We start from the raw sequence: 15,216 nt of genomic DNA, 5'->3' as shown, positions 1-15,216 counted from the left end.
ATACATCTAAATCATAGTCTAAAAGCGTCAAATTTTCGTCAAAAAACAATCAGGTGAATTTTTTTAAAAAAAGTTTTGACTTTTTAAAAAAACTTGACTGAATATGGACGGCTATTTTTTAAACTAGAGTTAACAAATAACAAAAACAGACTGAAGACATTGAGGAGGTTTTCTATGACACATTATAGTGAAGCAGATATTTCTGCAGCTATGACCGTAAAATTGGATGATGTTTTACCTGAAAAAACGGTTTTTCAAGAAGGTATTAGACGAGCACCAGATAGGGGATTTCGACTAAGTCAAGCACAAACAGAAGTTGCTTTAAAAAATGCCCTAAGGTATGTTCCAAAAAGATTCCATGAAGAAGTTATTCCAGAATTTCTTGAAGAATTAAAAACAAGAGGCCGTATTTATGGCTATCGTTGGCGTCCAAAAGAAAGGATTTATGGTAAACCAATTGATGATTATAAAGGGAATTCAGTAGCAGCAAAAGCGATGCAAGTTATGATTGATAATAACCTTAGCTTTGAAATTGCCCTCTACCCATACGAGTTAGTCACTTATGGGGAAACAGGTTCAGTTTGTGCCAACTGGATGCAATATAACTTGATAAAAAAATATCTTGAAGTAATGACTGATGACCAAACTTTGGTTGTTGAGTCAGGGCACCCATTAGGTCTTTTTAAATCTAAACCAGAAGCTCCTCGTGTAATCATCACCAACGGATTGCTTGTTGGTGAGTATGATAACATGAAAGATTGGGAAATCGCTGAAGAGATGGGGGTTACAAACTATGGTCAAATGACAGCAGGTGGCTGGATGTATATCGGACCACAAGGTATTGTCCATGGAACATTTAATACCCTTTTGAATGCAGGTCGTTTAAAACTTGGTGTAGCTGATGATGGGGACTTGACTGGTAAGTTATTCATTTCATCAGGTCTTGGCGGTATGAGTGGCGCACAAGGTAAGGCAGCTGAAATTGCTAAAGCAGTATCAATTATTGCTGAAGTAGATGACTCACGTATTGAAACACGTCATTCACAGGGTTGGATTAGTCAAGTAGCAGAAACAGTAGAAGAAGCTATGAAGCTAGCACTTGATGCACAAGAAAAAAATGAAACAACATCAATTGCCTATCATGGTAATATTGTTGACTTGCTTGAATATGCTATAAAAGAAAATATCCATGTTGATCTTTTATCTGATCAAACGTCTTGTCATAATGTTTATGATGGTGGTTACTGTCCAGTAGGCATTAGCTTTGAAGAGAGAACCAAACTTTTAGGTGAAGATAAAGAAAAATTCCATGAAATGGTAGATATGACTTTAGAACGTCATTTCAAAGCAATCAAAGCATTGACTGCAAAAGGGACTTATTTCTTCGATTATGGTAATGCATTTATGAAGTCAGTCTTTGACTCAGGAGTCATGGAAATTTCTAAAAATGGTATTGATGATAAAGACGGCTTTATCTGGCCATCATATGTTGAAGATATCATGGGACCAATGCTGTTTGACTATGGGTATGGGCCATTTCGTTGGTGTTGCTTAAGTGGTAAACACGAAGATCTTCAAGCAACTGATAAAGCTGCAATGGAAGTTATTAACCCAGAAAGACGTTACCAAGATCGCGATAACTATAACTGGATTAGAGATGCTGAAAAGAATCAACTTGTTGTTGGTACCGAAGCTCGCATTCTTTATCAAGATTGTATGGGTCGTGTTAATATCGCGCTTAAATTTAACGAAATGGTTAGAGACGGTAAAATTGGTCCTGTTATGATTGGTCGTGACCACCATGACGTTTCGGGAACAGATTCACCATTTCGTGAAACATCAAATATTAAAGATGGCTCAAATGTATGTGCTGATATGGCTGTTCAATGTTATGCCGGAAATGCTGCGCGTGGTATGAGTTTAGTTGCCCTCCATAATGGTGGTGGTACTGGTATTGGTAAAGCTATCAATGGTGGTTTTGGACTAGTTCTTGATGGTAGTGAACGCATTGACGAAATCATTAAATCAGCTATTGCTTGGGATACTATGGGTGGTGTTGCAAGACGTAACTGGGCTCGTAATGATCATGCTATTGAAACGGCTATTGAATACAATAAACTTAATGAAGGCACAGATCATATTACCATTCCTTACCTCACAGATGAGCAACTAATTAAAGATGCTGTTGCACAATTGTTTAATTAGGTTTTCCTTTTCGGGGAACTGATCTAAAGATATAGCTAGATTTGCTCCCCGATTTTCTTTATAATAAATTGTAAGCGATAACAAAAATAATATAAACCAATAATAAAAGGAGAAAAGAATGTCAAAAATTGTTGAATGTATCCCAAACTTTTCAGAAGGAAGAAATCAAGAGGTTATTGATGGCTTGGTAAAAACTGCCAAAAGTATTCCCGGTGTGACCTTATTAGATTATTCTTCTGATGCTAGTCATAACCGCAGTGTTTTTACGCTTGTAGGTGATGACAATAGTATCCAAGAAGTAGCATTCCAACTCATCAAATATGCTAGTGAAACTATAGATATGACAAAACATCAAGGTGAACACCCTCGTATGGGGGCAACAGATGTTTGTCCATTTGTACCCATTAAAGAAATCACAACTGAAGAATGTGTTGAGATTTCTAAAAAAGTTGCAGAACGTGTTAATACTGAATTGAATATTCCAATTTTCTTATATGAAGATTCAGCAAGTCGTCCGGAACGTCAAAATCTTGCGAAAGTTCGTAAAGGGCAATTTGAAGGCATGGCTGACAAACTTTTGGAAGAGGATTGGGCACCTGATTTTGGTGACAGAAAAATTCATCCTACTGCTGGTGTAACTGCAATTGGTGCTCGTATGCCGCTAGTAGCATTTAATGTTAACTTAGATACAGATAATGTTGAAGTTGCTAAAAGTATTGCTAAAATTATCCGTGGTTCAAGTGGTGGCTACAAATACTGTAAAGGGATTGGCTTGATGTTAGAAGATCGTAACATTGCCCAAGTGTCAATGAATATGGTTAATTTTGAAAAATGTTCCCTTTATCGCACATTCGAAACCATTAAGTTTGAAGCAAAACGTTATGGTGTTAATATTATTGGTTCTGAAATCATTGGTCTTGCTCCGGCTAAGGCTTTAGTTGATGTTGCTGAATATTATCTCCAAGTAGAAGATTTTGACTATGGCAAACAAATTTTAGAAAATCATTTATTGGGATAGAAAGGACATAGACGATGGCATTAGTTGATTTAACACTGACTGATTTTGCTCAAGTTTTAGGGTCTGACGCCCCAGCTCCTGGTGGTGGATCAGCTGCAGCATTATCAGCAGCAAATGGGATTTCACTAACTAAGATGGTTTGTGAATTAACCATAGGCAAAAAGAAATATGAAGAATTCCAAGATGTGATTAAAGGAGTTCATCAAGAAGCTCAAGAATTACAAACAGAATTGTTAGCTGCAATTGACAAAGATACAGAAGCTTTTAACCTTGTTTCAGCAGTCTTTGATTTACCTAAAGAAACTGATGATGATAAAGCTAAAAGACGCAAAGCGATGCAAAATGCATTGAAAGAAGCAACAAAATCACCATTTTCAATGATGAAAAAAATACTTACTGCACTTGAAACAACTGAAAAAGCAGTTGGTAAATCAAATACAAACGCTGCTAGTGATTTAGGGGTTGCGGCTTTAAATCTTAAAGCTGGCTTACAAGGGGCATGGCTAAATGTACTCATTAACCTATCAGGTATTAAAGATGAAGCTTTTGTTAGTGAATATCGTGATAATGGTCAAAAATTATTAGAAAAAGGTAGTCAATTAGCAGATTCTATTTATTCAGATGTATTAAAACGATTATAATAAAAGGAGATCTCATGGTGCTTTCAGATATAGATATAGCAAATTCTGTTGATATGAAGCCTATTGTTGATGTTGCAAAAGCATTAGGAATAGACGAAGAAGATTTGACACTTTATGGCAAGTATAAAGCTAAAATTGATTCACATCAGCTACAAGCCCTTAAAGATAAAAAAGATGGCAAATTAATTCTAGTAACTGCTATCTCACCGACACCAGCAGGAGAAGGAAAAACAACGACTTCTGTTGGCTTAGTGGATGCCCTTTCACATATTGGTAAAAAGGCTGTCATTGCCTTACGTGAACCTTCGCTTGGACCAGTATTTGGTGTTAAAGGTGGAGCTGCCGGTGGTGGACACGCGCAAGTTGTTCCAATGGAAGATATTAACCTTCATTTTACTGGGGACTTCCATGCAATTGGAATTGCAAATAATTTATTGGCAGCTTTAATTGACAATCATATTCATCATGGTAATAGCCTAGGGATTGATTCTCGTCGCATTACTTGGAAGCGTGTTGTGGACATGAATGATCGCCAATTGCGTCATATTGTGAATGGCTTACAAGGCAAAGTTAATGGTGTTCCACGCGAAGATGGTTACGATATTACAGTTGCATCAGAAATCATGGCAATTCTATGTTTGTCAGAATCTATTTCTGATTTGAAAGCACGGCTTGAAAAGATTATTATTGGCTATAATTTTCAAGGAGAGCCTGTGACAGCAGGTGATTTAAAAGCAGCAGGTGCAATGGCTGCTCTCTTAAAAGAAGCCATCCATCCAAATATTGTCCAAACACTTGAACACACACCAGCATTAATCCATGGTGGGCCATTTGCAAACATTGCTCATGGGTGTAACAGTGTGCTTGCCACAAAACTAGCATTGAAATATGCTGACTATACTGTAACCGAAGCAGGTTTTGGGGCAGACCTCGGCGCAGAAAAATTCATCGATATTAAATGTCGACTATCAGGAATTAGGCCATCAGCAGTTGTCCTTGTTGCAACTATCAGAGCATTGAAAATGCATGGCGGTGTTCAAAAGGCGGATTTAGTTACTGAAAATGTTGAAGCAGTTCTTAATGGACTACCAAACTTAGATAAACACTTGGAAACTATTCAAGAAGTTTATGGTTTGCCAGTAGTTGTTGCCATCAATAAATTCCCACTTGATACAGAAGCTGAGTTGCAAGCAGTGTATGATGCCTGTGAAAAACGTCAAGTAGATGTCGTTATATCAGACGTTTGGGCAAATGGTGGTGCAGGTGGAGCTGAATTAGCTGAAAAAGTTGTAGCTCTTGCAGAACAAGAAAATAACTTCAGCTTTGTCTATGATGAAGATGATTCTATTGAAACTAAACTAACTAAGATTGTTACTAAAGTCTATGGGGGTAAAGGTATTTCATTAACCCCAGCAGCTAAAAAAGAGATGGCAGAACTTGAAAGACTTGGATTTGGCTCTTATCCAATTTGTATGGCAAAAACGCAATATTCATTCTCAGATGATGCTAAAAAACTTGGCGCACCAAAAGACTTTACTGTTAAGATTTCAAACCTTAAAGTTTCAGCAGGTGCAGGCTTTATTGTGGCATTAACTGGTGCAGTAATGACAATGCCAGGACTACCTAAAGTACCTGCCAGTGAGAAAATCGATATTGACGATCAAGGCAATATTAGTGGTTTATTTTAAGTGTAAGTGAACTCATATGGCTAAACAATATGTTTTAGAACCAAAATCGTTTGTAATGTCAGATTGGTCTGGAGGGAAAACAAAAGAACTTTATCTTTTCCCTCCAACGAGTCGCTATTTAAATAGAGATTTTGAGTTTAGACTATCAACGGCAAGTGTATCTCTTGAAGAAACAACTTTTTCTGACTTAAGTGGTTATCACAGAATTATTATGACCCTTGATCATCCCATGACTTTAATCAATCATACTAGCCATAAAACAGTGGACTTACATCCATTTCAAGCATATTACTTTGAAGGGAGCGATAGGATAAGAAGTATTGGAAAATGTACTGACTTTAATTTCATTTTTAATGATGACTACTGTGGCCAATTAATGGCTATCACTAGCAATAATGATCCTATATGTAACAGTCAGTCTATTCAAATGGTCTATTCTTTGTGTGATGTGACTTATCAAATTAATTATGGTGATAAGCAAATGCTCAAAGCCAACCATTTATTAGTAATAGAAAAAGAACCCCCCAAAAAAGCATGTCACATTCAATTGACAAGCGAAAAACAAAAGGATGTCGCTATAGCAGTTTGGGCAGGATTATCCTACAGAAGAGGATTTGGTTTGCATGATGAAAGGCTCTTTAAGGAGGAGCATTATTATGGATTCAACTAAGATTACTGAAAAAGAAAGAGAAGATGCTAAATTTAGTCTAAGTGGAGCGACCTTATACGGAATTAATGCCGTTATTGGTTCTGGTATTTTCTTACTACCACAAGAAATTTATAAAGGCTTAGGCCCAGCATCTATTGCTGTTATGTTAGGAACAGCAATCTTGACAATTATGTTAGCAGTTTGTTTTGCGGAAGTTTCCGGTTACTTTGGTAAAAATGGTGGAGCTTTCCAATATTCTAAACGTGCATTTGGAGATTTCATTGGTTTCAATGTTGGTTTCCTTGGTTGGACTGTTACTATCTTTGCTTGGGCAGCGATGGCAGCAGGTTTTGCTAAAATGTTTATTATCACCTTCCCAGCATTTGAGGGATGGAATATTCCACTTTCAATTGGCCTTGTTATCATGCTTTCATTGATGAACATTGCTGGTTTGAAAACATCTAAAGTCTTGACTATTACAGCAACAATCGCAAAATTAATTCCTATTGTTGCTTTCTCAGTTATCACTATTTTCTTTTTGAAACAAGGGATGCCAAACTTTACCCCATTTACTCAACTAGAACAAGGTCAAAGTTTATTTAGTGCCGTTTCTAAAACAGCAGTTTACATTTTCTACGGTTTTATCGGTTTTGAAACCCTATCTATTGTAGCAGGTGAAATGCGTAACCCAGAAAAAAATGTCCCCCGTGCTATTCTTGGTTCAATTAGTATCGTCTCAGTATTGTACATGCTTATCATTGGTGGTACCATTGCAATGCTTGGTTCTGGAATTATGAGTACAGATGCACCAGTACAAGATGCATTTGTTAAAATGATTGGCCCTGCAGGTGCTTGGTTAGTTTCAATAGGTGCTTTAATCTCTATCACTGGTTTAAATATGGGTGAATCAATTATGGTTCCTCGTTATGGAGCTGCTATTGCAAACGAAGGATTGCTTCCAGCAAAAATTGCTAAAGAAAACAAAAATGCTGCACCAGTTGTTGCCATCATGATTTCAAGTGGTATTGCAATTGCTCTCTTGTTGTCAGGTACATTTGAAACATTAGCGACACTTAGTGTTGTCTTTCGTTTCTTCCAATACATTCCAACAGCTTTAGCTGTTATCAAACTTCGTAAAATGGAACCAGATGCAAATGTTATCTTCCGTGTTCCATTTGGTCCGGTTATTCCAATTGTAGCTGTTATTGTCAGTCTTATTATGATTGTCGGTGATAACCCAATGAATATTATCTATGGTTTAATTGGTGTAATTGTCGCTAGTACAGTTTACTATCTAATGCATGGTCGTAAAGGTCATGCCAGAACAAAAGTGGAGTAATTACTTATAGGAGAAAAGATCAATGACAAATATTATAACATTAGACGGAAAAAGTTTAACCTTAGAAGATGTAATTGCAGTCGCCCGTAAAGGGGTTGAGTGTCGAATTGCTGAATCAGCTAAAGAAGAAGTGAAAGCATCACGTCAAATTGTAGATGACATTGTTCGTGAAAAACGTGTTGTTTATGGCATTAACACTGGCTTTGGTTCTCTTTGTAATGTTAGTATTTCCCCTGAAGATACTGTTCAATTGCAAGAAAACTTGATTCGCACACATTCTAGTGGTTTTGGTAATCCATTACCAGAAGACGCTGTGCGAGCTATTATGCTAATTCGTATTAATTCTTTAGTAAAAGGTTTTTCTGGTATTCGTCTATCAACAATTGAAAAATTATTAGAACTTCTTAACAAAGGTGTTCACCCTTATATTCCTGAAAAGGGATCATTAGGTGCTTCTGGTGACTTAGCACCCTTATCTCATATGGTATTGCCAATGTTGGGACTAGGAAAAGCTTATTATAAAGGTGAGTTACTTTCTGGTAAAGAAGCAATGGCAAAAGCAGGTATTGACACAATTGAGCAAACAAGGCATTGCTAAAGAAGGTTTAGCTTTGATTAATGGAACAACTGTTTTAACAGGTATTGGAGCTCTTGTGACCTATGATGCCATCAATCTTTTAAAACTATCAGATATTGCAGGTGCCCTTTCTCTTGAAGTTCATAATGGCATTGCTAGTCCATTTGAAGAAAGGTTACATACTATTCGTCCTCAAAGCGGCCAACTAGCAACTGCTCGAAATATTCGTCATTTGATTGAGGGTAGTGGAAATACAAGTGTGGCAAGTCAAAACCATGTGCAAGATCCTTATACCCTGCGCTGTATCCCGCAAATCCATGGAGCAAGTAAAGATACCATTGCTTATGTCAAAGAGAAAGTTGAAATTGAAATCAACGCCGTTACGGATAATCCAATCATTTGTAAAGATGGTCACGTTATTTCAGGAGGAAACTTCCACGGTGAACCAATGGCTCAACCATTTGATTTCTTAGGAATTGCCATTTCAGAAATTGGTAATGTGTCTGAACGCCGTGTTGAACGTTTGGTCAATACAAACTTGAGTAAATTACCATCATTCTTAGTTAAACACCCAGGTCTTAACTCAGGCTTTATGATTACACAATATGCTTGCGCATCATTGGCTGCTGAAAACAAAATTTTAGCACATCCAGCAAGTGTGGATTCCATTCCATCTTGTGAAAATCAAGAAGATTTTGTCAGTATGGGAACAACAGCTGCCCGCAAAGCCGGAGAAATCTTAAAAAATTCTCGTCGGATTGTTGCAACTGAAATTATGGCTGCCTGCCAAGCCTTAGATCTTAAACCAACAAATGGTAAACTTGGTAAAGGCACTCAACCTGCTTATGACCTTATTCGCAAACACATGAGTTTTATCGAATTTGATAAAGATATTGAAATTTATGATGAATTAAACAAAGCTTCAGAAGTTGTTGAAAGTGAAGCATTCTTAGCAGCTGTTGAAGAAGCAGTGGACTTGTCCATTCAGTTTTAGTCTTAAGAATTGTTTTATAGAGACAAATTTTAATAAGTAAACATTTTAAGAGTTTGATTCAGCTTCGTGTTTCAAACTCTTACTTTTTTCGAAGTCAGTTGACACAAGGAAAAGAAGTTTTTATAATGAGAGGGTTATAGAGTCGTCTTTGACAATCAGATTGGAGTGATGAAGTGAATTATCAAGAAGCCTTAAATTGGATACACGCAAAGATAAAACTTGGCCCCAAACCTGGTTTAAAAAGAATGGAATGGTTGTTAAATGCTTTTGACAATCCTCAAAGGCATTTACCAGCTGTTCATGTGGTTGGCACAAATGGTAAAGGCTCAACAGTAGCATATTTGCAGCATATTTTTAGGCAATCAGCTTATCGTGTTGGAACCTTTACCTCCCCATTTATTATTGATTTTAGAGAGAGAATAGCAATTGATGGACAAATGATCTCTAAAGCTGATTTAATTAGCTTGGTTGAGCTTGTTCAACCTGTAGTAGATAGCTTACCTGAACAAACAGACTTTGCACCAGCAAGTGAGTTTGAAGTGGTTTGCTTGATGATGTTTTTATATTTTACTCGCATAAACTCTGTAGATATAGCTATTATAGAAGCTGGAATAGGTGGTCTAAATGATGCGACCAACATGTTCCATGCTTTGGCAGTAGTTTGCCCGTCAATTGGTTTAGACCATCAGGAAATGCTTGGAAAAACGCATGCTGAGATTGCTTATCAAAAGGCTTCTGTTTTAAAGGGAGGAGAAGCCTTTATTTTTGCTAGTCAGAATCAGTCGGTCACTCAAGTTTTTCATGAGATTTGCCAACAAAAAAATAGCAGGGCTTTTCACTTAGGGACTGATTTTACCATTTTGGAATCACATGCTAGTTTTGATTTTTGTTACAAGGAGCAGGTGTTGAAAAATATCACATTGAAAATGCTTGGTTCCCATCAAAGACAAAATGCCAGCTTGGCTATCATGGTAAGCCTTATTCTCCAAAAAGCTTACCCGAAGGTGACTTTAGAAAATATCAGGACAGCAATAGCACAGACAAGTTGGGTGGGGCGTACAGAATTTTTGATGCCGCAATTGATGCTTGATGGGGCGCATAATAATGAGAGTATTGATGCCTTAGTTAAACTCATTCAAGATGACTATACTGATAAGAAAATGCATATCCTTTTTGCAGCAATCAAGTCAAAACCTCTTGATAGCATGCTTGACAAATTGTCTAGTCTGGGATCTGTATTTGTGACCACTTTTTCTTTTCCAAAAGCTTTACAGCTAGATGATTATCCACAAGGCTATGATAGAATTGACGACTATCACAGTTTTTTACAAGAAGCTCGTCATAGTTCTTGTGATAATCTATATCTTGTGACGGGGTCACTTTATTTTATCTCACAGGTAAGGCAAGATTTTATTAAAATGAATAGAGTAGAAGAAAATGATAGATTATGAGAAAGCCAAAAAAGCCATTTACGACCTTTTAGAAGCTATTGGGGAGAATCCAGAGCGAGAAGGCCTCCTTGACACTCCAAAACGTGTGGCTAAGATGTACGCTCAAGTCTTTTCCGGTATGGAAGAAGATCCGAAAGACCAATTTACAGCTGTATTTTCAGAAGGGTATGACGACTTGATCATTGTTAAGGATATTCCCTTTCATTCTATGTGTGAACACCATTTATTGCCTTTTTATGGCAAGGCTCATCTGGCTTATTTACCAAATGATGGTAAGGTGACAGGCCTTAGTAAGTTGGCAAGAGCAGTTGAGGTAGCTAGCCAGCGCCCACAATTACAAGAAAGACTGACTGGACAAATTGCAGATGCTATGCAAGAAGCATTACAACCCAAGGGAATCCTTGTCATGCTTGAAGCAGAGCATATGTGTATGAACATGCGCGGTGTTAAAAAGTCAGGAAGCAAAACAGTGACACTTATGACTAGAGGAATATATCAAGAAGATAGCCAACTGCGTAAGGAAGTGTTAGAATTGATTAAAGAACGTTAAGGATAAGGGGCTTACCAAATATGTTAAGTAATTATTTTCCAATGACCCACAGTTATTACCATCGTGGTATTGATGATGATGACCTTTACAATGCTAAATGGGGCATGCTCATTAAATTTTTAGACTTAAATGATGATTCTTTAGAGACTTTTGAGGGTGTTCATTTTGGGATTATTGGCTTTAAAAGTGATAAGGGGGTCTATATTAACCATGGGCGTGTTGGAGCAGTGGAGGGCCCTGATGCTATTAGGCAACAGTTAGCTAAATTGCCTTGGCATTTTGGTCATCATGTAAATCTCTATGATGTTGGTGACATTGATGCGCCAAACCAATCTTTGGAACAGATGCAAGAAAGTCTAGCTAAAGCCATCAAACGCATGAAAGCTCTAAACATCAAGCCAATTGTTTTAGGAGGAGGGCATGGGACAGCTTTTGGGCATTATTTAGGTCTCAAATCATCCATTGATCCTCAAGACGAACTGGCTGTGATCAATATGGATGCCCATTTTGACTTACGCCCATATGACCAAACTGGTCCAAACTCTGGAACAGGTTTTCGACAGATGTTTGATCATGCTTTGACAGTTAACCAACTGTTTCCTTACCTAATTTTAGGGATTCAAGAACATAACAATAATCTCTTTCTCTTCGACTTTGTTGCCAAATCAAAAGGAATTTCTTTTCTAACAGGTCAAGATATGTATAAAATGGGGCATAACGAGATTTGCAGTCGCATTGACCACTTCTTAAAAGACCAAAAACATGTTTACCTGACCATTGATATGGACTGTTTTGCGGCAGCCAATGCCCCTGGGGTAAGTGCTATTCAATCCTTGGGAGTTGATCCTAAACTAGCCTTACTTGTTTTACAACATATTGCAGCCAGTGGAAAATTAATTGGTTTTGATATTGTTGAAGTATCGCCTCCACATGATATTGATCATCACACCGCAAATTTAGCGGCTACTTTCATTTTTTACATCACACAGATTTTAGCGCAAAATGCCTTTAGGACACTTCAATAAGAAAAAACGTTTATAGCTTGTGTTGCTATAGACGTTTTGCTTTGTTAAGGGTTTGTTCTAACTTCTCTAATTCTTCAAGTTGTCTACAATCCCGGTAAGGATTTAAGTGTTTCTTGGCGATTTGAAGGTAGTCCAACAGATTGTCGTCAAGTAAGGTTTCCAGTCTTTGATCTGAAATGATTTTTTGAGTCAATTTATTCTTGCTAATAGCCATAAGATAGTAAATCATGCCCTTGTCCCGTGGGTTTGAATAGCGGGCAATCAACTCTTCTTTTTTATGAATCAAGTCAATCAATGGTTGGAAATTGCCCTTATCACTATTAATTAAAGCCAAATAAACTTCAAGTTGAACTTCTTTCCAAGGGAAACTAAGAGTTTTAAGCCCTTCTTTTGCTTCAGTGAAAATGGCTTGCGCTTTGTGATTGTTTCCCTGTTGGTAATATGAAATACCTAAGCCAATATAGAATGAGAGAATAGACGTTTCGCTGCGCTTATTGAGGCTGAGTTGAATGGCTTTTTCTTGATAGGCCATAGCATCTGCTAAATTGCCTTGAATTTGTTTGATTTCTGCTAAATAATCATAGGCTGCAGCAATTTGAATGGCGTATTTGGATTGGATACTACTGGTCAAAGTAAACAGGTCAATTGATTGCTTGCACTTGCTTGTTGCCTCATCAATATTGCCAGTCATGAGATGGTAAAGGCCACTTAGTCTGAGTTGAATAGCGATAGCTTCATAGTTGTTTGCTGTAATGGCTGCTTCTAAAGCTAACTCAGTGTAGTATTTCATTTCAGAAATATTTTCAACCTGGATACAGTAGTGAATAATCTGACGATAGCTCTCAAGCAAGTAGCTGGTGTGTTGCCATTCACTAGCTATCGAAATCACTTTTTGAATATCCGAAATGCCTTGTTGGTATTGACCGACCCGAATTTTGTAGCAGCCTTCTAGATACAAGAAACGAATCAATGATTCTTGAAATTGTTTGTCAGCTTGATATTTAGGGTGCAATTCTTGAATGTCTTGGTTAATGCCATCAAACTGTTTTTGAATGGCTTGATGCCTTTTGTAATCAAATTGCCCTGATTCAGATCGGTTTTGTGCATAGATTGGGAAAAGTTCATGCTGGAACTGTAACATGGCTTCCAAGTAATTGAGGTGATGATAGAGTGATTTTAAGGGTTGTTTGGCTTCTTGATAATGATAGGCCATTTCATCAAAAATCTTCTTACTGCAAGAAATGAGATTGGTAGTTTTCTCCATTGTTTTTGCAATTTGTGCATGTAAGAGCCGTCTTTTTGCTAGTGATATACGACTGTAGCAAAAATGAGCCATCAGTTTTTGCTTAAAGATGGCAAGAACCTCATCCTCATCTGTTGCTTCAAACAGGAGCTGTCTTTGACAAAGTGCTTCTATGATATCAATGGTTTCTTCAATTTTTAAGGTCATCAGCTCTGCCAATAATTTCAAAGTAGGTGGATTTCTAAAACAGGACAAGTAGTAGAGGAGCTCTTCTTCTTGGCTACTAATTTGTTTTAGTTTTAGAGACAGTTTTGCTTCGATGGCAGGTGTTAGGGGGGTGAATTTTTGCCCCTTCAAAAGCAGGTTAGCATATTCAGATAAAAAGAAAGGGTTGCCTTCACTGATTTGGTATATTTTATTGTAGTCTTGCTGAGAGGAGTTGAGGTGACCTAGTGTTTGCTTCAGGTAATCCATGCTTTCTTTTTCCGAGAGGTTATTGATTTTAAGAAAGTCAATACGCTTACGACTGATGAGGTGATTAAAGAACTGGTCCAAGTAGTTATTGGAGTTGAGGTGTTTGGTTAAAACTAATGCTAAAGGAGCATCTTCTAAATGGTTAACAAGGGTTTGTAAAATGTCCACAGCCTCAGCAGACATCCAATGAATGTCCTCAATCAGAATAACAGTGGCTTTTTGGCTTGAGAGTTTTTTCAGTATATCAATCATGAAACGCGTTAGGCTAATGGAATCATCTTGTCTTGTTTGATTGTCTTTGTCCTTGAGAAAACTTGGGAAAAAGTATTCTAGTCTTTGATTCCAGTCTTTTAATGTCATTAATTGGTATTCTAGAACCAAGTCGCCTAAGCCTTCCAAGATATCTTTAATCACTTGTAAGGAATGGGAGTTTTCTTCATGAAAGCATTCAGCAGTGACAATCTGATAGCGGCTGGTCTGGTTGGAGAGGACTTGCCGGGTTACTGTTTTTTTGCCAATTCCTGTACCACCTAATAAAAGCATGGTGTGTGATTGTTTGCTATCATATACTGCATTGAAATAATCTTCTAATTCTTTGATAACGTCTAGTCGACCAAAGAAATCATTAGTGGTTCTGAGAAATTTTTTGATTTTTTTATGGTTACGGTCTTTAGCAACTACCTCTTCATAGATAGCCTGACTTGCTGGGCTGGGTGCAATGCCCAATTCTTCATCAAGTAGATTGACTAATTTATAATAGGTTTCGATGACCTTGCCAAAACGCTGGTATTTTTGATAAAGTTTCATCAGTAATTGGTAATGCCGTTCTTCAAATTCATCAATACTAATCAGCTTAAAAATATGATCTTCAATCTCTTCAAAGTCGGCCGTTTCCATCATTTGGTCAATGTTTTGGTAACAGGTTTTAATGTAAACTTGCTCCAAGTGGGACCGCATTTTTGTTAACCAAAGGTCATAGGTTTCATTACTTTTTAAAAAGAAATTCTGTAAAAATTCTCCTTTATATAAAGAGAGGTGTGTCAGAGGATTTTTTGAAAAATGTGCAACATCACTTTCAATGTTGACCTCTGGATTAAACTGCAATAGTGATTTGCTGGGACTTATGATGTAGTCATCTCCCAATAGTTTATTAACCTGGTAAATGGAATTACGTAGGTTTTTTTTGGCGGTTTTTGTATCCTTATCTTCCCAGAGAATGCCTGCGATTTCGTCACGGTTCACATTCCCATTAATGACCATATAGTAAAGGAGAGCATTTATTTTTGCAAAAGAAAAAAAGATTTCCTGATTGTCTAGATGGATGGAAGGATTCCCAAGTAGGGTAAAACGTAAAATTTTCAT

10 protein-coding genes and 1 pseudogene are annotated in these 15,216 nt (G+C 37.3%); 10 read left to right on the top strand and 1 reads right to left on the bottom strand.

Features of this window, described 5'->3' with window-relative positions:
• Nucleotides 1-174 precede the first annotated feature (174 nt).
• The 10 genes and pseudogenes from hutU (at nt 175) to hutG (ending at nt 12,137) form a co-directional block, all read left to right on the top strand.
• A complete protein-coding gene (gene hutU / locus Q9317_RS06795; RefSeq protein WP_003101241.1) occupies nt 175-2,205 on the top strand; it encodes a urocanate hydratase in 2,031 nt (676 codons plus the stop codon).
• A gap of 118 nt (nt 2,206-2,323) precedes the next feature.
• Complete coding sequence (ftcD, locus tag Q9317_RS06790; protein ID WP_003101238.1) at nt 2,324-3,223, top strand: glutamate formimidoyltransferase; 900 nt, start codon at nt 2,324-2,326, stop codon at nt 3,221-3,223.
• Nucleotides 3,224-3,237: 14 nt separating this feature from the next.
• Nucleotides 3,238-3,864, top strand: a complete 627-nt coding sequence (locus Q9317_RS06785) for a cyclodeaminase/cyclohydrolase family protein (RefSeq protein ID WP_003101236.1) — start codon at nt 3,238-3,240, stop codon at nt 3,862-3,864.
• 14 nt (nt 3,865-3,878) lie between these two features.
• Nucleotides 3,879-5,552: a formate--tetrahydrofolate ligase gene (locus Q9317_RS06780; RefSeq protein WP_016356070.1), complete on the top strand. Its 1,674-nt coding sequence runs from the start codon at nt 3,879-3,881 to the stop codon at nt 5,550-5,552.
• Between the two features lie 16 nt (nt 5,553-5,568).
• Nucleotides 5,569-6,222, top strand: coding sequence for a HutD family protein (locus Q9317_RS06775; RefSeq protein WP_003101234.1), 654 nt, complete (start codon nt 5,569-5,571; stop codon nt 6,220-6,222).
• The gene (locus Q9317_RS06770) at nt 6,209-7,540 is read left to right on the top strand and encodes an APC family permease (protein WP_003101227.1); all 1,332 of its coding nucleotides are present in this window, start codon (nt 6,209-6,211) and stop codon (nt 7,538-7,540) included. Before Q9317_RS06775 ends, Q9317_RS06770 begins: the two co-directional genes overlap by 14 nt.
• A gap of 22 nt (nt 7,541-7,562) precedes the next feature.
• Nucleotides 7,563-9,111, top strand: a pseudogene (hutH, locus tag Q9317_RS06765) (histidine ammonia-lyase).
• 173 nt (nt 9,112-9,284) lie between these two features.
• Nucleotides 9,285-10,562 carry a bifunctional folylpolyglutamate synthase/dihydrofolate synthase gene (locus tag Q9317_RS06760; RefSeq protein WP_003101219.1) on the top strand — a complete coding sequence of 426 codons (1,278 nt, stop codon included), beginning with the start codon at nt 9,285-9,287 and terminating at the stop codon, nt 10,560-10,562.
• Nucleotides 10,549-11,112: a GTP cyclohydrolase I FolE gene (folE, locus tag Q9317_RS06755; RefSeq protein ID WP_003101217.1), complete on the top strand. Its 564-nt coding sequence runs from the start codon at nt 10,549-10,551 to the stop codon at nt 11,110-11,112. Before Q9317_RS06760 ends, folE begins: the two co-directional genes overlap by 14 nt.
• A gap of 20 nt (nt 11,113-11,132) precedes the next feature.
• Complete coding sequence (gene hutG / locus Q9317_RS06750) at nt 11,133-12,137, top strand: formimidoylglutamase (RefSeq protein ID WP_003101216.1); 1,005 nt, start codon at nt 11,133-11,135, stop codon at nt 12,135-12,137.
• Between the two features lie 25 nt (nt 12,138-12,162).
• Here the strand turns inward: hutG and Q9317_RS06745 are convergent, their stop codons facing one another.
• Nucleotides 12,163-15,216 carry an ATP-binding protein gene (locus Q9317_RS06745; protein ID WP_003101214.1) on the bottom strand — a complete coding sequence of 1,018 codons (3,054 nt, stop codon included), beginning with the start codon at nt 15,214-15,216 and terminating at the stop codon, nt 12,163-12,165.

Source organism: Streptococcus iniae, assembly GCF_030732225.1.
GTDB lineage: Bacteria > Bacillota > Bacilli > Lactobacillales > Streptococcaceae > Streptococcus > Streptococcus iniae.
The sequence above is the reverse complement of the archived record's forward strand: the minus strand, read 5'-3'. Positions and strand labels throughout refer to the sequence as shown.

Excerpts from the sequence above, each read along its gene's own strand:
- Q9317_RS06775 (WP_003101234.1), top strand. The coding sequence starts at position 5,569 with ATGGCTAAACAATATGTTTTAGAACCAAAATCGTTTGTAATGTCAGAT.
- folE (WP_003101217.1), top strand. The coding sequence starts at position 10,549 with ATGATAGATTATGAGAAAGCCAAAAAAGCCATTTACGACCTTTTAGAA.
- Q9317_RS06780 (WP_016356070.1), top strand. The coding sequence starts at position 3,879 with ATGGTGCTTTCAGATATAGATATAGCAAATTCTGTTGATATGAAGCCT.
- ftcD (WP_003101238.1), top strand. The coding sequence starts at position 2,324 with ATGTCAAAAATTGTTGAATGTATCCCAAACTTTTCAGAAGGAAGAAAT.
- Q9317_RS06785 (WP_003101236.1), top strand. The coding sequence starts at position 3,238 with ATGGCATTAGTTGATTTAACACTGACTGATTTTGCTCAAGTTTTAGGG.
- hutU (WP_003101241.1), top strand. The coding sequence starts at position 175 with ATGACACATTATAGTGAAGCAGATATTTCTGCAGCTATGACCGTAAAA.
- hutG (WP_003101216.1), top strand. The coding sequence starts at position 11,133 with ATGTTAAGTAATTATTTTCCAATGACCCACAGTTATTACCATCGTGGT.
- Q9317_RS06770 (WP_003101227.1), top strand. The coding sequence starts at position 6,209 with ATGGATTCAACTAAGATTACTGAAAAAGAAAGAGAAGATGCTAAATTT.
- Q9317_RS06745 (WP_003101214.1), bottom strand. The coding sequence starts at position 15,216 with ATGAAAATTTTACGTTTTACCCTACTTGGGAATCCTTCCATCCATCTA.